The organism is Paenibacillus dendritiformis (assembly GCF_945605565.1).
Taxonomy (GTDB): domain Bacteria; phylum Bacillota; class Bacilli; order Paenibacillales; family Paenibacillaceae; genus Paenibacillus_B; species Paenibacillus_B dendritiformis_A.
Genome location: NZ_OX216966.1, coordinates 2765636 through 2784424 on the forward strand (window position 1 = coordinate 2765636; position 18789 = coordinate 2784424).

Annotated in this window: 15 protein-coding genes; 13 read left to right on the forward strand and 2 right to left on the reverse strand. The window is 57.8% G+C overall.

Features of this window, described 5'->3' with window-relative positions:
- Positions 1 to 72 precede the first annotated feature (72 nt).
- The 3 genes from NNL35_RS12095 to NNL35_RS12105 all read left to right on the forward strand — a co-directional run bounded on the left by NNL35_RS12095 (position 73) and on the right by NNL35_RS12105 (position 5549).
- Positions 73 to 1269 carry an exonuclease SbcCD subunit D gene (locus NNL35_RS12095; protein ID WP_006676237.1) on the forward strand — a complete coding sequence of 399 codons (1197 nt, stop codon included), beginning with the start codon at positions 73 to 75 and terminating at the stop codon, positions 1267 to 1269.
- Entirely contained in the window at positions 1266 to 4739 is a 3474-nt protein-coding gene (locus tag NNL35_RS12100; protein ID WP_006676236.1) for an AAA family ATPase, read from the forward strand. The genes NNL35_RS12095 and NNL35_RS12100 overlap by 4 nt, the downstream gene beginning before the upstream one ends.
- Positions 4740 to 5339: 600 nt before the next feature.
- A complete protein-coding gene (locus NNL35_RS12105) occupies positions 5340 to 5549 on the forward strand; it encodes a hypothetical protein (protein WP_238535317.1) in 210 nt (69 codons plus the stop codon).
- Between the two features lie 53 nt (positions 5550 to 5602).
- On the opposite strand, the gene NNL35_RS12110 is transcribed toward NNL35_RS12105, so the two are convergent.
- On the reverse strand, positions 5603 to 6370 hold the full coding sequence (locus tag NNL35_RS12110) for an alpha/beta hydrolase (RefSeq protein ID WP_006676234.1): 768 nt from the start codon (positions 6368 to 6370) through the stop codon (positions 5603 to 5605).
- Positions 6371 to 6485: 115 nt separating this feature from the next.
- On the opposite strand from NNL35_RS12110, the gene NNL35_RS12115 reads away from it, so the two are divergent.
- The 6 genes from NNL35_RS12115 to NNL35_RS12140 all read left to right on the forward strand — a co-directional run bounded on the left by NNL35_RS12115 (position 6486) and on the right by NNL35_RS12140 (position 10784).
- Positions 6486 to 6836, forward strand: coding sequence for a histidine triad nucleotide-binding protein (locus NNL35_RS12115; RefSeq protein ID WP_006676233.1), 351 nt, complete (start codon positions 6486 to 6488; stop codon positions 6834 to 6836).
- A 169-nt stretch (positions 6837 to 7005) separates the two neighbouring features.
- Positions 7006 to 7179 (forward strand): 30S ribosomal protein S21, encoded by a 174-nt coding sequence (rpsU, locus tag NNL35_RS12120; RefSeq protein ID WP_005547957.1) that lies wholly within the window; start codon positions 7006 to 7008, stop codon positions 7177 to 7179.
- Positions 7180 to 7194: 15 nt separating this feature from the next.
- Positions 7195 to 7638, forward strand: a complete 444-nt coding sequence (locus tag NNL35_RS12125; protein ID WP_006676232.1) for a GatB/YqeY domain-containing protein — start codon at positions 7195 to 7197, stop codon at positions 7636 to 7638.
- A 149-nt stretch (positions 7639 to 7787) separates the two neighbouring features.
- On the forward strand, positions 7788 to 9161 hold the full coding sequence (locus tag NNL35_RS12130) for an NfeD family protein (RefSeq protein WP_006676231.1): 1374 nt from the start codon (positions 7788 to 7790) through the stop codon (positions 9159 to 9161).
- Between the two features lie 137 nt (positions 9162 to 9298).
- The gene (gene floA / locus NNL35_RS12135; RefSeq protein WP_006676230.1) at positions 9299 to 10291 is read left to right on the forward strand and encodes a flotillin-like protein FloA; all 993 of its coding nucleotides are present in this window, start codon (positions 9299 to 9301) and stop codon (positions 10289 to 10291) included.
- Positions 10292 to 10301: 10 nt separating this feature from the next.
- Positions 10302 to 10784, forward strand: coding sequence for a hypothetical protein (locus tag NNL35_RS12140; protein ID WP_006676229.1), 483 nt, complete (start codon positions 10302 to 10304; stop codon positions 10782 to 10784).
- A 547-nt stretch (positions 10785 to 11331) separates the two neighbouring features.
- Here NNL35_RS12140 and NNL35_RS12145 read toward each other — a convergent pair.
- On the reverse strand, positions 11332 to 12777 hold the full coding sequence (locus NNL35_RS12145; RefSeq protein ID WP_254553384.1) for a transposase: 1446 nt from the start codon (positions 12775 to 12777) through the stop codon (positions 11332 to 11334).
- 1037 nt (positions 12778 to 13814) lie between these two features.
- Between NNL35_RS12145 and yqfC the strand changes: the two genes are divergently transcribed.
- The 4 genes from yqfC to NNL35_RS12165 are packed head-to-tail and all read left to right on the forward strand — an operon-like array spanning position 13815 to position 18765.
- Positions 13815 to 14108 (forward strand): sporulation protein YqfC, encoded by a 294-nt coding sequence (yqfC, locus tag NNL35_RS12150; RefSeq protein ID WP_006675584.1) that lies wholly within the window; start codon positions 13815 to 13817, stop codon positions 14106 to 14108.
- Complete coding sequence (gene yqfD, locus NNL35_RS12155) at positions 14105 to 15346, forward strand: sporulation protein YqfD (RefSeq protein ID WP_006675585.1); 1242 nt, start codon at positions 14105 to 14107, stop codon at positions 15344 to 15346. Before yqfC ends, yqfD begins: the two co-directional genes overlap by 4 nt.
- Before the next feature lie 26 nt (positions 15347 to 15372).
- Entirely contained in the window at positions 15373 to 16341 is a 969-nt protein-coding gene (locus NNL35_RS12160; protein WP_254553385.1) for a PhoH family protein, read from the forward strand.
- Positions 16342 to 16356: 15 nt separating this feature from the next.
- Positions 16357 to 18765: an HD family phosphohydrolase gene (locus NNL35_RS12165; protein ID WP_006675587.1), complete on the forward strand. Its 2409-nt coding sequence runs from the start codon at positions 16357 to 16359 to the stop codon at positions 18763 to 18765.
- Positions 18766 to 18789 lie beyond the last annotated feature (24 nt).

Here is an 18789-nt window from a genome sequence, read left to right on the forward strand (position 1 = left end):
TAGAGCCGCTGAAGATGGGCGGTTCTTCATGGTTGGTTTGAATTTAGTTTTGGCGAGGATGGTGATAGATTCATGCGTATATTACATACCGCCGATTGGCATTTCGGACGGACGCTGGAAGGGCGGAGCCGTCTGGAGGAACAGGCGGCGTTCGTAGACGAGCTGGTGGCGCTGACGGAGGAGGAGCGGGTCGATCTCGTTCTGATCGCGGGGGATGTCTATGACTCCGTCAATCCTCCGGCTGCCGCGGAGCAGCTGTTCTATGAGGCGGTGGCCCGCTTGTCGGACGGGGGCCGCCGACCGATCGTCATTATTTCCGGGAATCATGATCATCCGGAACGGTTATCAGCCTCGGCTCCGCTCGTCGGGGAGCGGGGCGTTGTCCTTATCGGCCAGCCGACGCTGGAGGCGGTCGTCGTGCCGTGCGCGCGGACGGGGGAAGAGGCGGTCATCGCGGCTCTGCCGTACCCGTCGGAAGCGCGGCTGGGCGAGCTGCTGTCGGATGAGGCCGAGGAGCAGGCGGTACGCCGGGCCTATAGCGCCCGCGTGTCGCAATTGCTGGCGCGTCAGGCGCAGCGGTTCCGGCCGACGGCGGTCAATCTCGCCATGAGCCATCTGTATGTGCTGGGCGGGGCGGAGTCCGACTCGGAGCGCCCGATTCAGGTCGGGGGCGCCTATACGGTCGATCCGTCCGCCTTCGCCTGCCAGGGCGCGCCGGCCGCGCCCCAATATACGGCGCTGGGGCATTTGCACCGGCCCCAGTATGTCAAGGGCCCGGGCGTCATCCGCTACAGCGGCTCTCCGCTCGCCTACAGCTTCTCGGAGGCCGGGCAGGCGAAATCGGTGACGCTGCTCGATCTGGCGCCCGGGGCAGAGGCGATGGTCGAGGAGCGCTATCTGTCATCCGGCCGTCCGCTTGCGGAGTGGAATGCCCGCGGAGGCTATGAGGAAGTGATGCGCTGGATCGAGGAAGGGCGGGACAGCCGCGCCTGGCTGGATGTGAGCTTGACGCTGACGGAGGCGCTGACGATGGACCAGATTCAGAAGCTGCGCCGCGCCCATGACGGCATCGTTCATATCCGGCCGGTATATGCGGAAGCGGAACGGGAGACGGAGGACGAGGTCCGGCTGAGCGAGCTGCCAGTGCAGGAGATGTTCCGCCGCTTCTATGAGCGGCAGACCGGCGGCGCTCAGCCGGATGACGCGCTTGTCGCCTGCTTCCTCGAATTGATTGAGCCGGAAACCGCAGAGAAGGAGGAGAGCGCATGAAGCCGATCGAATTGAGGCTGGCAGGCCTGCAGAGTTACCGCGAAGAGCAGCGGATCGATTTCGAGAAGCTGTGCGAGACCGGGCTATTCGGCATTTTCGGCCCGACGGGAAGCGGCAAATCCTCCATTCTCGACGCAATGACGTTGGCACTGTACGGCAAGGTCGAGCGCGCGGCGGGCGGAACACAGGGAATCCTCAACCAGATGGAGAATACGCTGTCGGTCTCCTTCACCTTCGCTCTGCACGGCGCGACCGGCAAGCGCACATTCCGGGTCGAACGGCGCTTCAAGCGAACCGGCGAGGTGACGGTGGGCAGCACCTTGACCCGCTTCATCGAGCTCCGGCCGGAAGCCGATATCGTACTGGCGGACAAGCTGGCGGATGTGAACCGCTGCGTGGAAGAGCAGATCGGGCTGAAGATGGACGATTTCACGCGGGCGGTCGTGCTGCCCCAAGGCAAATTCGCCGAGTTCCTCTCCTTGAAGGGAAGCGAGCGCCGGCAGATGCTGCAGCGGCTGTTCTCCCTGGAGAAATACGGCGACGAGCTGGCCGCCCGGCTGGCCCGCCGCGTGAAGGAAACGGATGTCCGCTTGAAGACGTGCCTGGCCGAGCAGCAAGGGCTGGGCGACGCGTCTGAAGAGGCGGTCCGCGAGGCGGAGACGGCGCTGGCTGCGGCGGTGCGCCACGCCGAAGAGGCCAGATCTGCCCGACTGGAAGCGGAACGGGTTCAGCGGGAGCTGACCGAGCTGCGGGAACGCCTTCAGGAGCAGGAGCGGCTGCTCGCCAGACGGGGCGAGTTGGAGCAGGAGGCGCCGAAGCGCGCGGCGGAGCGGACAGAGCTGCAGCAGGCGCGGGAAGCGGACGCGCTGCTTCCGTATGTCAGCGAGCTGGAAGAGCTGGAAGCCCGGCTGGAGAAGGCTGCCGCCGGGCTCGAGGCAGCCCGGGCCGCCGCAGCCGCAGCCGCGGAGCGGGCGGCGCAGGCGATTCGGGCGGCCGACGATGCGCTCCGGCGCAAGGAGGCGGAGGAGCCGGAGCTGATGAGCCGCCATGCCCGCCTGCAGGAAGCGGTCCGCCTGTATCAGGACAGCGTGCGGCTGCGGGAGGAGGCGGAGCAATGGACCGCGAAGCGGACCGGGGCCGCCGGCCGGGCGGAGCGGGCGGAAGCCGAAGCTGCCCGGGCCCGCGACATGCTGCGGAAGGCGGCCGACCGGCAGGCGGAGCTGCGCGAAGCGATGCAGGCGCGCGAGAAGCCGGCCGAGGAGCGCGACCGGTTCCAGCAGGCGGTGAGCGAGCGGCAGCTGCTCGCCGTGCAGCACGGCCGGTGCCGAGAGCTGGAGGAGAACTGCGGCAAGCTGGCCGCCCGGACGGAGCAGTCCGGGCAGACATGGCTCGAGCTCCTGCAGGCGTTAACCGGCCAAGTGTTAGCCGGACAGGCGGCGGCACTGGAGGGCCGGCGGCTCGAGTCGGCGTGGCAGCGGCTGCATGCGCAGGCAAGCGATGCGCTGGAGGAAGCGGAACGCGAGCTGGCGGCGGCGAGGGAGCGGCAGTGGCAGCAGGCGGCCGAGGAGATGGCGGCCAAGCTGGCTTCCCGGCTGGAGGACGGCCAGCCGTGCCCGGTCTGCGGCTCGACTTGTCATGCCCATCCGGCGCAGATGCCGGCCGCTTCCGAAGCGGTCAGCGAAGGCTGGCCGGAATGGGAGGAAGCGAGAGACAAGCGGCGGGAGGCCGTGAGGCTGGCAGAGCAGGGCAAGGAGCGCTGCGCCGGCGCGGTGCGCCAATGGAGCGAGCGGATGGCGGAGCTGAACAGCCGGCTGCGGCCGATGCTGCGCCTCTGGGAAGCGGGCGCGGCCTCCCTGCCGTCACCGGCGGCGCAGATGGCGGCCGCCTTGGAGGAAGGCGTTCCGGTTCCGGGCGAGCCGGACGGCCCGGGCGGGCATGAAGCGGATGCCTCCTGGGAGGCGGCGCTATTGAGCCTGCAGGAGCGGACCGCAGCTTGGGAACGCGGCATGGAGCAGAGTCTGCAGCGGATTACAGACAGCCAATGGGAGCTGCAGCAGGCATGGTCGGCATATGAGTCGGCCGAGGCGGCCCGGCGGGAAGGCGAGGCTGAATGGAAGCGGACTGGGGCCGAATATGCCCGTTCGGCGGAACGGTGGGCAGCCCGGTATGAGCCGGCGGGCTGGAGCTTGGGCGAGATGGATGCGATCGCCGAGCGGTGGCGCGAGGATGAAGCGTTCGTGAACGATTGCCGGGCCCGGCTGGACAAAGGGGCCGCCTATGTCGAGGAGATGCAGCAGCGGCTGCGTCAGCTTGAAGCGGAGATGCAGCAGGCGGAGATGCAGCGCGTCCAGGCGGAGTCCGAGCTCAATGGCGTCAACCGGCTGCTGTCCGAGTACGGGCAGCGGCTCGAGCCGTGGGCAGGCGGTCCTCCGATCGAGCGGCAGGCCGCCGAGGCGGAAGCGCAGCTGCATGCGCTGCGGGAACAAGCCGCCCGCACCGCCAGAGAAGCGGAAGGGGCGCGCCAGGCCCAGGGAGAGGCGGAACGGATCGCGGCGCTGGCAGAGCAGCAGCGGGCCGATCTTGGCGAGCGCGCAGACGGTGCGCGAGAGCGCCTGGCGGTGAAGCTGGCGGCTTCCTCGTTCGAGGCTGCCGGCGAAGTGATGGCGGCGCGCCGCAGCCCGGATCGCTGCCTGGAGCTGGAAGGCGGCCTGGCGGCATATGACGAGGAGCTGCGCGATCTTCAAGCCCGGCTGGCCCGGCTGACGGAGCAGCTTGGCGGCCGCACCGTATCCGCCGCGGAGTGGCAGGAAGCGAAGGAGCGGTGGGAGATGGCGGTCGAACGGGACGAAGCGGCGCTCGGCAGCCGGGCCCGGGCCGAACGCGACGCCGAGCATATTCGCAGCAAGCATGAGCGCTGGATGGCGCTCGAGGGCGAGCGGCTGCGCGCGGAGGAGCAGCTGGGAAGACTCCAGCAGCTCCAGAGCATATTCCGCGGCAACGCCTTCGTTGAGTTCATCGCAGAGGAGCAGCTGATGCAGGTAAGCCGGGCCGCGTCGGAACGGCTGAAAAACTTGACCAAGCAGCGGTATGCGCTCGAAGTCGATTCGGGCGGCGGCTTCGTCATCCGGGACGACGGGAACGGAGGCATCCGGCGGCCGGTATCCACGCTGTCCGGAGGCGAGACCTTCCTGACCTCCTTGGCGCTGGCCTTGGCGTTGTCGGCCCAGATTCAATTGCGGGGAATGTACCCGCTCGAATTTTTCTTCTTGGACGAAGGATTCGGTACACTCGACCCCGAGCTGCTCGATACTGTCGTTACGGCACTGGAGAAGCTGCATCACGATCGGCTGGCGGTCGGGGTTATCAGCCATGTGCCGGAGCTTCGGGCCCGCTTGGCGCGCAAGCTGACCGTGCTTCCGGCGGAGCTGACCGGTTCCGGTTCGCGCATCCGGATGGAAAAAGCGGATTGAAGCGGCGCGCTCGAACGGACTGTGAAGTTCGTCACAGTAACAGTTGTAACCCGCTGTTATAATACAGATAGCCGACATCTTATCCAATGGCACCTCGATGACCGTACTGCTTCTGCAAGCGGTGCAGGCTCTCTGCAGCCGCATTTCGCTTGCAGGTGCACTACGTTCATAGCGTCCGTGACGCTGCCCGCTTGCGAGCGGGGGACGAGGTGCTCTTTTTTTTGTCTTGAAAACGATAGGTTTTGCGTTCATGCGGCTCTTGCAGTGGAGAAAACCGTTTTTTTCAAGCCGCCACGACAGGAGCCATTCCCTCCTCTGCACTTCTGGGCGATTGGGCGAATACAGTATCGTATAGCAACAATTCGTGCAGAAAGTGGGAGAGCGTGATGGAGAAGAAGGTTACGGGCGTGAAGCCGATAGTCAAGCCGGCTCCCGTCGCGAAGAAGGGGGCGTGGCGGGAGAGAAGCACCCGATGTAGGAATTGTGTCTGAAGCATATGCACCGGTATGTGAAGGTTCACACCCATGACGGCTGCTGCTATAACGGCATTGTGGAGCATGTGGATGACGAGCACCTTTACCTTGCGGTTCCGGCGGGGCAATGGATGCATTACGGGGAGCGGGGGCTTCGATGGATCGCGCTTATGTGCCGTACGGCTATTTTGGCGGAGGCTATCCCGGCTATTACCGGGGCTATTATTATGGCGGCTATTATCCGGGGTATTACCCGTACGGCTACTACCGGCCGTTCAACCGGTTGATTCTGCCGCTGGTTGCGCTGACGGCCTTGGCGCTGCTGCCGTATTATTGATGGGAGAAGGCTTGTCTGCTTCGGGCGAACCACTGCTGCAGACAGGCCTTCCTTTACGTTCCGGATACATGTAACGTTGCGATCCAATCGACAATCGTGCCGACCGTTTCCCGAATTTGCTCATCGTCCGATATGGTCGCGCCCTTGTCCTTCTTTTGCACGCCGTAGTCTCCGAACTGGGCATGATTGCCTCCCTCGATGACACGCTCCTCGAAGGAATCCGGCATATAGGATTTACTGTTCGTATACCGCTCCAGATCGAGTACCCCATCCTGGGAGCCATAGATAGAGAGGACCGGGATGTTCAGATGGCTGATGTCGCTGTTAGGGTATGAGGCCAGAAACACGATGCCCTGAACGTTGATCGTAGAGTTCTTCACATATTCAGCCGCCATCGTACCGCCGAGCGAATGCCCGCCGATAATATTGATCCCGCGGGGATTCAACAGCGGAAGCGCCCGCTTGGCGCCTTGGATATCGAGAACCGCCAGGTTGAGCGGCATCGCGATAATATACGTATTGACCCCTTTGGCGGCCAAGGAGCGAGCCAGCACGGCGTAGCTTTCCGGCTCGACCAATCCTCCCGGATAGAAGATGAAGTTGGCCACCGGCTCGGCGGTCGTCTCGAACCGCAGCACGCCGTCTTCCTTCGTGACGGTGACATCCTCGCCGGGAGCCATGGCCTGCTCCGCCTTCGTGCCCGCGGGGTAGGGGCGCAAATAGATGGCGAGAGCGGCGGCAAGCACAAGCAGGACGGCAGCGGCCCCGATAAGGATGCGCATCCCTCTGCGGCGCCTCGGCTGGTCATGGGGTGAAGACATCGGGATATCCTCCTTTCAGTTGGACGAGCCCTTAGTTTTTGATATGATAACAGTATCCGAGATTAACCGACTGATCCGTTATCAGATGGTGAGAAAATAGAAGGAGGCCGTTCAAATGGACTGTATTTTTTGCAAAATTATCGAAGGTTCGATCCCTTCCAAAAAGGTATTGGAAAATGATCATGTCGTCGCCTTTCACGACATTACGCCCCAAGCGCCTGTACATATTCTTATTATCCCCAAAAAGCATATCGCAACGATGAACGATCTACAAGCAGAGGATGCTTCCCTGATGGGGGAAATCCACCTGGCTGCGCAGCAGATCGCCCGGGAAATGGGGATTGCCGATTCGGGCTACCGCTTGATCAACAACTGCGGGAAAGACAGCGGACAGGTTGTGTTCCATCTTCACTACCACCTGCTGGGAGGAGAGCCGCTGGGCGCTCTGATCGGGCCTAAAGCGTAATGGACAGGAAGAGGATTCCAGCGGCCGATTCGCTGTTCCTGATTTCCGATGCATAAATGTAGATAGAATGCGCCGTCAAGGTTGACACTCACTTTTACAATCACATATAATGTAGTTTGATAACCGTGTTGTTGTTCTTGGACGGTCTGGTCGGAGGGAGGGAAAACTGGTGTCTGAAACGAAAGTTCGCAAAAACGAGACAATCGATGCTGCACTTCGTCGCTTTAAGCGCTCCATTGCAAAAGATGGCGTATTGGCTGAAGTTAAAAAGCGTAAGCACTATGAAAAGCCAAGCGTTAAGCGCAAGAAGAAGTCCGAGGCTGCCCGCAAGAGAAAGTTCTAGGAGGAATACGCACCAATGGATCTTAGCCAAAGATTGAACGAAGATATGAAGCAAGCGATGAAAAGTCAAGACAAGTTCAAACTCTCCACCATCCGGATGGTACGTTCAGCGATCAAGAATGTTGAGATAGATGTTAAGAGAACTTTGAATGACGATGAAGTGCTTGAGATTCTAGGTCGTGAAATCAAACAGCGGAAAGATGCCCTCCAACAATTTGAAAGCGCAGGTCGAGACGATTTAGCTGATTCATTGAAAGACGAGATCGAGATTTTGACACAGTATCTTCCTGCCCAACTTTCCGAAGAAGAAATTAAAGAGATTGTACAGAAGGCTATCCAAGAGACCGGTGCTTCTTCGAAAGCCGACATGGGGAAATTGATGGGTGCCCTGATGCCGAAGGTAAAAGGGCGCGCCGACGGAAAGCTGGTCAATACGATAGTTCAACAATATCTGCAGTAAGCGTCTTTGACAGCCTTATGCAACGTGACAAAAACACTCCTTTTCAAGAAAGGGAGTGTTTTTTTCTAGCGATTTCCTGGAACGTACGTAAGGATTGTAACGTATTACTGCATAGACTGACTGAATAGGGAAGGGGGTACACTAGAGAGATGAAACACCCGTTCAAGCATCGATTAGCAGCCATAGGCATTATATGGCTGATGGCCGCAGCCGTTCTTCTCGGCATGCTGGGAACCGCCGTCTCATTCGTTCAGGCCGAAGGAGAAGCGGGCAAGGGCATCGCGGTCGTTATTCCAATCAAGGGGACGGTCGATCCGGTCATGAAGTCTTTCCTGTTCCGTGCGCTTGAGGAGGCGGAGCAGCTTCAGCCGGACGCTGTCATTTTCGATATGGATACTCCTGGAGGATATGTAGATGTATCGATGGAGCTTAGCCAGCGGATCATTGAGAGCCCTGCGCGGACGGTCGTGCTCGTTCACGGCAAGGCGGCTTCGGCGGGGAGCTTCCTGGCCCTCAGCGCGAACGAAATCGCGATGACTCCGGGAAGCGCTATCGGCTCTGCCGCGCTGGTCGATTCCTCCCACAACTATGTGGATGATCCGAAGGCCGTCGCGCTGTGGGTCAGCCAGATGGTATCGGCCGCGGAGAACAACGGCCGGGATACCGGCGTCGCTACGGCGATGGCGGATCTGCAGGCCAAGGTGGAGCTTCCGCAGTTGAACCGCACGAAGCAGCCGGGAGAGGTCCTCTCCCTGAGCGTCCATGAGGCGAAGAAGGTAGGGTATTTGGAATATGAGGCTTCTTCCGTGCCAGATTTGCTGTCCCGCATGAAGCTCGACGGCGCTCAAATCGTTCACATCGAGCCGTCGACAGCGGAACGAGTCGCATCTTATGTCGTAACTCCGGCGATTGCAACGCTTCTGCTGTTCCTTGGCATCGCGGGTGTGGCGATTGAATTGATCGTGCCAGGCTTTGGCGTTCCGGGTGTTCTGGGCGTCATCGGATTCGGTTTATACTTTTTTGGCCATTTTATAGCCGGACTAGCGGGGGTGGAGACCATCGTATTGCTGCTGATTGGGTTAGTGCTGCTGGCACTGGAGATGTTCATTCCAAGCTTCGGAATTCTGGGCATCCTGGGTGCGATCAGCTTGATTTCCGGGGTGGTCCGCGCGGCCTACGATACGGGGAACGCGCTCATGTCCTTGGGCACCGCCTTCGTCGCAGCCGTTATCGTCGTCGTCATTATTGCGCGAATCTTCAAGCATCGCGGCATCTGGAACCGGTTCATCCTCAAGGATGCGCTTACGACGGAGCAAGGCTTTGTATCGACGGCCGATCATGCGGATCTGATCGGCAAGGTCGGGAAGGCGATTACGCCGCTTCGTCCGGCCGGGACCATCCTGCTCGACGGCCATAAATATGACGTTGTCACGGACGGCACTTTTATCGCGAAAGATGAGCAGGTCGTCGTCGTTATGACGGAGGGCTCGCGCATCGTCGTCAGCCCGCATGAAGGTTCTTGAGAGAGAAGGCTGGATTCATTTTAGTGTCTCCAGATGATTCATTGACCCTGGAACACTTTCATTGTATCGTTGATAAGAATCGACTGCCGATATGGCAGTCCCGCATTTACATATTACAAATGGAGGTTTGACTGCTTATGGATCCACTTGTTAGCACCCTGCTTATCGGGGCGATTATTGTTATCGCTCTGAGTGTGTTTTTCAGCTTTTTCCCGGTGATGCTCTGGATATCCGCCATTGCATCCGGAGTCCGCATCGGCATTATTACGCTGGTGGCGATGCGTCTGCGCCGGGTAACCCCGAGCCGGATCGTTAATCCGATGATCAAGGCGACGAAGGCGGGACTTGGACTGTCCATCAACCAACTGGAGAGCCATTACCTTGCCGGAGGTAATGTTGACCGCGTTGTCAATGCCCTTATCGCGGCGCAGCGGGCCAACATCAGCCTCGAATTCGAGCGTGCGGCCGCGATTGACTTGGCAGGCCGGGACGTTCTGCAAGCCGTGCAAATGAGCGTTAACCCGCGCGTTATCGAGACGCCGATCGTCGCTGCGGTGGCGAAGGACGGGATCGAGGTCAAGGTTCGTGCCCGCGTGACGGTTCGGGCCAATATCGACCGTCTCGTCGGGGGCGCCGGGGAAGAGACGATTATCGCCCGTGTCGGCGAAGGTATCGTTACGACGGTCGGTTCGAGCTCCACGCACAAGGATGTTTTGGAGAATCCCGACCTTATTTCCCGCACTGTGCTTGGCAAGGGTCTTGATGCCGGAACCGCGTTCGAAATTCTGTCCATCGATATCGCCGATGTCGACGTAGGCAAGAACATCGGTGCGCATCTGCAGACCGAGCAAGCGGAAGCAGACAAGCGCATCGCTCAGGCGAAGGCAGAGGAACGCCGCGCGATGGCGGTCGCGGAAGAGCAGGAGATGAAGGCCCGCGTCGTCGAGATGCGCGCCCGCGTCGTTCAGTCCGAATCCGAGGTTCCGATCGCGATGGCGGATGCTCTTCGCACAGGCAAGCTCGGGGTCATGGATTACATGAACCTGAAAAACATCGAAGCCGACACCCATATGCGCGGCACGCTCGGCAAAATGGGCGAAAACGGCAGCGACAACAAATCGGAAAGCTAGGCGATGAGCCATGGATATCTTTGAAAAGGTATTGCGTTTTCTGTTGAACAATCCATTTCTGGCCGTCATTCTGATCGGCTTCGTGTTCTCCATCTTGCGGAAGGGCAACAAGCCGGCCAATCGGATGCCGAGCTTCGGCGGCGATACGGCGGGGAACCGGCCGGGCTCCGAACCGGACGAGCGCGATGACGAGCCGATGCTGGATGAGGAACGGTCCTATCCGGTCTATGCGGAGGAGGAGCGCAGCTCCCAAGCCGGGCTGCCGCAAGGATATGCTTCACAGGACAGCATCACGTTGGAAGAGAGAATTGCCGCAATGAAGCCTTCGGTGCGTCCGGCCAGCGCCCCGCGGCATGCGGAGTCAAGCAACAAGGAATCCGCTGCTGCAGCTTCTGCGGTGATTCGCCCGGAGGAGGCGCTGAAGGGCGTTCTCTGGTCCGAGATTCTGGGACCGCCGCGGGCAAAGCGCCCTTATGGCCGCCGCTCTTCCTGAACTGTTGCTCTACTCGGTTTGAAGCGGCTTCTCGCATCGTCGAGAGGTTCGTCTGTTCATTGGTTACTATGTTTTTGTTAGCCGGCTCTGAGAGCTGCAAGCCAGGTCCACGCGGGGATGATGTGACGGGACACCGTACGAATCTTCGCGGGCCTGGCTTTTTTAGATGTGTGACCTTAGAGGAGGGAGTTAGCGCCAGCTCTGACTCCCTGTCTAGAATACAATCCTGCTAGAATGCAGTATTTTTCTTTTGTTAAAGCAATTTGGGTGCAAATTGCTGCAAAACCCAGGCTGTTGAGAAAGTCCAAGGGATTTTTTGGCACTTCATCAGGACCTGTCTCTCAGTAGAAAAATTTTATCTGATCGAAGTGCCTGAAAACTGCACAATGAAATGTCTATCCGATAGGCGAAGTCCTCAAAACTGCACGGTTTCGCAAGACACGTTGATTCAGTAGGCAAAATCCTGCACAAAAAGTCAATTTCATAATTCCTTTCGTTCAAAGGGGTTGGACTAAGCCAAAATTGCAGATTCATTTTTTTTTGAAGATTACGCAACCTTCTTAGCTCCAAGGATGCTTTTGTTTAGGCGGTCTAACGCAAGTTTGCATAGGGTGTATGTCAGACAACTCAAGTCTAGATCGACAAAAGCACGTTTCTTCAGTTTTCTGCTTGAGCCCAATTCCATGTACAGCTTCAAATAGGCAAAAACACGTTCAATCGCTACTCGCTGCTTGAATAGTTCAGCAAACTTTTTGCTTCCACGTCCGGGTGCAGTGTATTTCCGAACATCTTCATCAATGCGAAATTTGAAAACTTTCTGGCAGCCGTCCGTTTGAAACGGGCAGGAGGCGCATTCCTTTGGCCTTGTGAATTTTATGGTATCTCGCTTGGCATCGTAACTATCATAGACGTACGCATGACCTTGCTTGCAAGTCGGGCGAAAGTGCTTATCCACCCCTTCAGGTAGCTTGCTGCGATGAATAAGCGGGATGATCGGTAACGCACCAATATCCCGGATTTGGCGGTAAACCGGTTCGCTGTCATACCCCTTATCAGCTAGCACATAGTTTGGTTTGAGAGAGGGAAATCGCTCCTTCATATATTTCAGAAGAACAATCGCCGCTCGCTGATCGTTCACATGAGCAGAACAGGTCACTCCGGCCACAATGTACTGGCTTTGGCAATCCACCAAGAGATTCTGTTTGTAGCCATGCCAATATTTCACCCGGCGCCGCCCTCCCCGTGGGTCACCCTTTGCACCTACACTTGCGTGTTGCGGCATATCAGCGAGAAGCTGCTCGTAAGTGGCGGGCAACATATCGGCGACCTCCCGTTCAAATAGGCTGAGCGAGGCCTCGTACGCTTCAACTTCGGCACGCCAAGCCGCTTCTTCGGCTTTCGGAACGCGTCCACGCTTTGCACGCTTGGGTTTCTCTGGTTTAGGTTTCTCTTCTGCCTTGCTGGAAGACTCGTCCAGAAAAGTAGGTTCATCGGTTTCGGGCGTGAGCTTCGGTAATGATTTACCGGCGTCCAAATGGGGATTGCGATCAAAGGACTCGATGTGAGAAGAATCTATGGCCAGTACGTTTCCCTCAAGAAACCCTTCCGTAATCGCCTGGTTTACAAGGTCCTCCTGTGTCGTTCGAAAGAAACCGCATTGACTGAGCTTTGTAGTGAGCCGGGAATAGGCTGCTTCGCTGGGCACACGATCGGAACCGGTAAAACGGCAGCGAGTACGAAATTCAAGACTCTCCTTCAAACGGCTGACCAAATCCTTGGTAAAGCGGATGTGCTCCATTTTGCCGATGACGAGTGAGTATATCATCGCTCTTGTATTTAAACTTTCAGGACGGCCCCGACGATTGTAGCTGCTAATGGCGTGAAGAATTTTTCCGATCGGCAGATGTTCTAAAACGAAATCCGCTTTAGGGGAAGGCGCCATTTTCATCATTTCCTCAAAGGAAAATAGCTCTTCTTGTCGAATATGATACATGGGAGTACTCCTTTCTCAGTTTTTGGTTTAGTCACCTATAACTTCGAGAAAATGGGGAGGTACTCCTTTTTTCTGTGCCTAAAACTCCAGCAACCGCAAGGGTTTCGAATTATGAAATTGACTTCAAATACAGCAATTCGGTAGGGACGACTTCACCAGAAAGGGAATCCTGTAAAACTGCAGCAATTTCACCCGTTTCTCCTCGACTTAGCTAAAAAGGGCCTAAAATGATGTAGCCGTGCAGCAATTCCTCGAAATGTGGACTCATTGAGCCGAAAATCCTGTAAAATAGCAGCAATTCCCTCCACACGTTAAAACCCCAGGAGATTAGGATGTCTCCAGAAGGCGATGACGCTCTGAATGCCAAGTTTCGATTAGGTACTCACCCTAAGCATCTTCTTCAATCGAATGAGCTCGGCAGGGACTTGCCCCTCACGGATTCTCTTCCTCACTCGGCCCGTTGGTTCCCCCAACTCGGGAGGCTAGCCTGCCAGAGGCGCGCTGCAACCGCTGATCGAGGCGATGCGCCAAGCCCCGAGGGAGCAGAAGCCTGGATCTGAGCCGCTGGCGGACAAACCTTGTCAAGCCGCACTGCGGCAGCAACACGCTCCGAGGGAGGGATGCGTGTCCTATCTGCCGCAACGCGCTCTCCAGGGAGTCGTTCGCTCCGGCCGCCGCAACGTGCTCCCAGGGAGGGATGCGTGTCCTGTCTGCCGCCACGCGCTCTCCAGGGAGTCGTTCCCCCCGGCCGCCACAACGCGCTCCGAGGGAGCAATGTGCTCTCAGCCGCCACAACACGCCCCAAAGGAGCAAAGCGCCCAAGCCGCCGCAACGTGCTCCCAGGGAAGGATGCGTGTCCTATCTGCCGCCACAGCCTCAATGTAGCAACGCCCCTGGCCCGCCAACGCGCCCCCGCCGCCGCATGTTCACGCGTGACGGCAGCGACTTCGCCGTCCGCCCTTTCCGTCCCCCCATATTTCATAATCCGGCCTTGTTCCGCATAGGTTGTAAAGTACAGGAAGGGGGCCTTTGCCAAAATGAGCCGCATTGCCCGCAAATTGCGCCAGTGGTCCGTAAATTGGTTCGATCTGCCGCAGGATATGATCACGGATATGCCCCGTCTGGTCATGACTGGCAATCGCAAGCTGGTCGTAGAGAATCATCAGGGCATTCTTCACTTCTCCGATCAGCATATGCGTCTCGCCTTGGCAGCGGGCCAACTGGAAGTGTACGGAACCGACTTGACGATTCGCGCCATCTATACCGAGGAAATCTGTATCGAGGGCGTTATCAACGATATCAAGTATCACGGAACGGGGGGAACGTCGTGAAAGCTCCTTCATTTGCCCGCCTGCGCGGCTATGTCCGTGCCAGTCTGCGCGGCGACAAAATCGAAACCTTTATCAATGCCGCCTCACTGCAACACATCAGAATTTGGGATGTCCGGCGTCTCCCGAACGGTAAGGCGGAATGTTTTTTGCTGGTCGCCGATTACTTGCGCCTTCGTCCGCTGTTGAAGGAGACAGGCTGCCGCATTCACGTGGAACAGCGGTTCGGGTTTCCATTCTCTATCGTACGCATCCGCCGGCGTAAGTTTTTTGTCATGGGCGGAATTCTTTTTTTGCTCGGATTGTACATGCTGTCTTCTCTCGTCTGGAGCATCGAGGTAACGGGCAATGTCCGCATTCCGACGGAGGAAGTGCTGAAGCAGGCGAGACAGCAGGGCATTTACCCGTTCCAATGGACCTTCCGGCTGCGTGATCCGGACGCCGTCTCCAAGGCGATGAATACGCAGCTCAGGGGCGTCTCGTGGATAGGCATTGAGCGGAACGGGACAAGAATCCGGATTCATGTCGTGGAGTCGACCTTGCCTGACAATAAGGGGCTTGTTAACCCGCGGCATCTTGTGGCCAAGACAGACGGGATCATTACGCATATTATCGCGGAACGGGGCCGCCCGGCCGTCAGGCAGCATTCTCGGGTCAAGAAGGGAGACATTCTCATCTCGGGGCGAATCGGAACCGAGGAGCTGCCGAGCACGGTGGCGGCCAAGGGAGAGGTGCGGGCGCTCGTATGGCATGAATACGATGTCGCCGCCCCCCTTGTCACCAGGCGCAAAGTATATACCGGAGAGGAAAAAGAGCTTCGCTACGTGACGGCAGGAGAGAGGCGCTTGCAGATTGGCGGCTATGGCAATATTCCATTCGACAGCTATGAGACGATCGTGGAAGCGAAGCGGCTGCAATGGAGGCAGTGGGTGCTGCCGTTCGGCTGGCAGACGGAGGTGCTGAAGGAAGCTCATATCATCTCGGAAGAGCGAAGCGAGCAGGAGGCGGCGGCTGCGGGGCTGCAGGAGGCCCGTGCCGATGTGCTTGCCAAGAACGGTCCCGATGCACGCATTCATGAGGAAAAAATTTTGCATCAGAAGGCGGAGAATGGTAAAGTGGTCATGAAGGTGCTTTTTGAAGTGGAGCAGTCGATTGCGGAAGAATTGCCGATTGTGCCGCAGGCACAGCCGGACCCGGGTGCGCAGGATGAGAACGCGGCGCCTCCACAAGCGAGAGGATAATGAACGTTTAAGGAGACTGAGATTTTTTGACGCAACCAACAATTGTCAAGCTTACACTGCAGAACGTTGCCGAGGGACTGGCTCTCTTCGGCCCCCAGGACAAGTACCTGCGCCTGATTCAGAGCAGCACGGACGCGAACGTTATGTCGCGGGATGCTGAGATTTCTATTTCGGGAGAGGCGATGGAGGTTGAGAAGCTGCAGCAGCTGTTTGAAGTCCTGCTGGAGCTTGTGCGGAACAATATCGCTCTGTCCGAACGCGACATTCAATACGCCATCGATTTGGCGCAAGATTGGAAAGTCCACGAACTGCTCGATCTGTTCAAAGGCGAGATTGCCCATACGTACCGGGGCAAGCCGATACGGGTAAAGACGATCGGGCAGCGGCATTATGTATCCACCATTAAGAAGAAGGACATCGTGTTCGGCATCGGTCCGGCCGGGACGGGCAAGACGTATTTGGCCGTCGTCCTGGCGGTGATGGCGCTGAAGGAAGGAGCGGTCAAGCGGATTGTATTGACCCGCCCGGCCGTAGAGGCCGGCGAGAATCTGGGCTTCCTTCCGGGGGATCTGCAGGAGAAGGTGGACCCGTATTTGCGTCCGCTCTATGATGCGCTGTACGACGTCATAGGCCTTGATCAAGTCGGGAAAGCATTGGAACGGGGACTGATTGAGATCGCGCCGCTTGCTTACATGCGCGGCCGCACGCTTGATGACGCGTTCATTATTTTGGACGAAGCCCAGAATACGACGCCCGAGCAGATGAAGATGTTCCTGACACGGCTCGGATTCGGCTCGAAGATGGTCATCACCGGAGACATTACCCAGATCGATCTGCCGCGCGGCAAGCGCTCGGGCCTGGTGGAGGCTTCTCATATTTTGCATGAGATTGAAGAAATCGGCTTTGTGCACTTTGCCGAGCAGGATGTCGTTCGTCATTCCTTAGTGCAGAAAATTATTACAGCTTATCAGAAGGATAGCGAAAACCAAGGATAGAGAGGGTTGTTCTCTATGCTAAAGACAAATCGTTCCGGCGACGGAAGCAAGCCGGCCCGGCAAGTGAATATGTCCGGTTGGAAATACAGCGTCGGCGTGCGCTTTCTTTTGTTTTTTCTCATCACGCTGTTGTTCTATCTCAGTCTGGCTCCGAGCGTGCTGCCGGAGAAATTCGATATCGAGGTCAACGTGCGGAGCGAGAAGGACATTATCGCGCCGATTCAGATACCCGACAAGAAGGCGACGCTCAAAGCCCAGGATCAGGCGGCCGAACGGGTGCAGCCGATTTACGATATCATTTCCTTGCGCAACGAGCGTCTGTCCGACAGCATATTCGATCGGATTGAGCAATTGAACTCGGACGAGACGATCTCCTATTCCCAGAAGGTGGACGTGTTCCGCCGGGAAATTCCGGAGATGGTGAAGGATCATGTGCGCCAGTTCCTGACGACGGGACGGAATACCAACACCTATTCCAGCGTGATGCTGGAGGAAATTAGCAAGCGTCTCGAAGAGCAGACGTACCGGATTCCCGAGGAAACGTATATCAAGATCGCGAGACTGACCAAGGAAGATATTACGGAAATGAAATCGGTCGCGCGGGAGCTCGTATCGAAGCTGATGAGCGATGCGGTTCCCGAAGCGGCGATCGCCAGGGCGAAGGTGCCCGAATACGTGAACGCCAGCTCCCTGAACAAGCGCTCGGCGCGTGAAGTCGTGCAGGAACTGGTCCGGCTCGTCATTACGCCGAACAAGTTCTATGATGATGAAGCGACGAAGGAAGCGAAGGTTCAGGCGCGCGAGAATACGCCGCCGGTATTTATTAAGCAGGGCGATATTTTCGTCAAAAAGGGCCAGCTGATTACGCAAGAAATGTATGACTTGCTGCGTGAGAACGATCTGCTGAAGACCGAAGTCAATTATTGGCCGCAATTCGGCCTGCTGCTTCTGTCGGCGCTGTTCTCGCTCGTCTTGTTCATGTTCATGCGCCAGGCGAGCCATACGCATTTCAAATTCAACAATGTTCAGCTGCTGATGCTGCTGCTTATTTTCACGATCAATATCATTGCCGTCCATATTATCGCGTACTCGCAGACGGAAGACGCGATATTTATCGGCTACGCGGCGCCGGTCGCCATGGGCGTCATGCTGATCACGCTCCTGATCGATCTGCCGCTCGCCTATATTAGCGCGGTCGTGCTGAGCGTCGTCGCGAGCATTATTTTGAATACGCATCAGGGCGCGGTGTTCGATTTCCATTTCGGATTTTTCGCCCTCGTTACATCCTATGCGGCGATATTCGCGATTCACCGGGCGAGCCAGCGCTCGACGATATTGAAGGCAGGCATTATGGTATGCATCTTCGGCAGCTTGACGGTACTGACGCTGTCCATGCTGAACGGGGATGCGCTCAACCAGCGCGATACGATGCTCGCTGCGGCGTTCGCCTTTGCGAGCGGACTGTTGAATGCGGTTCTGGTGATGGGACTGATGCCGTTCTTCGAAGTGACCTTCGGTATTTTGTCCGCGCTGAAGCTGGTCGAGCTGTCGAACCCGAACCATCCGCTGCTGCGGAAGCTGCTGACCGAGACGCCGGGTACGTATCATCACAGCGTCATGGTCGGCAATCTGGCCGAGCAGGCGGCCGAAGCGATCGGAGCCAACGGGCTGCTCTGCCGCGTGGGTGCGTTCTATCACGATATCGGCAAGACGAAGCGTCCGAGCTATTTCATCGAGAATCAGACGAATATGGACAATCCGCATGATTTCATCGATCCGAAGCTGAGCACTTCGATAATCGTGGCGCATGCCCGCGACGGGGCCGATATGCTGAAGGACTACAAACTTCCGAAGCCGATTCGGGATATAGCCGAGCAGCATCATGGCACGACATTTTTGAAGTACTTCTATTACAAGGCGTTGAAGCTGGCCAAGGAGCAGGGCAAGGAGCCCGATTTCACGGAAGATGACTTCCGTTATCCGGGGCCGAAGGCGCAATCGAAGGAGGCGGCCGTCGTCGGCATTGCCGATTGCGTGGAAGCGGCGGTCCGCTCGCTCCGCCACCCGACCGTGGAGCAGATTGAATCGATGATTCAAAAAATCATTAAAGACCGTCTGGATGACAATCAATTCAACGAATGCGATCTAACCTTGCGTGAGCTAGACATTATCGGTCATTCGCTGAAGCAGACCGTAATGGGTATTTTCCATTCCCGCATCGAATATCCGGACGATCCGAAGGCCAAGCAGGACGGAGCCAAGCCGGAAGTCGCTTCGGATGCTGCCGCCGGCGAGAAGAAGGAGCAGCAGGCGGATGAGGCGGTTGTCGAGGCGCAGTCCGACCAAGCGCCAAGGCCGGGAGCCGAGCCGAAGCCGGAAGCGTCAAGCAGCGAACCGGGTCCGGAACGGGACAACAAATCGTAGAGCGTGATGAAGGAGATTACGGAA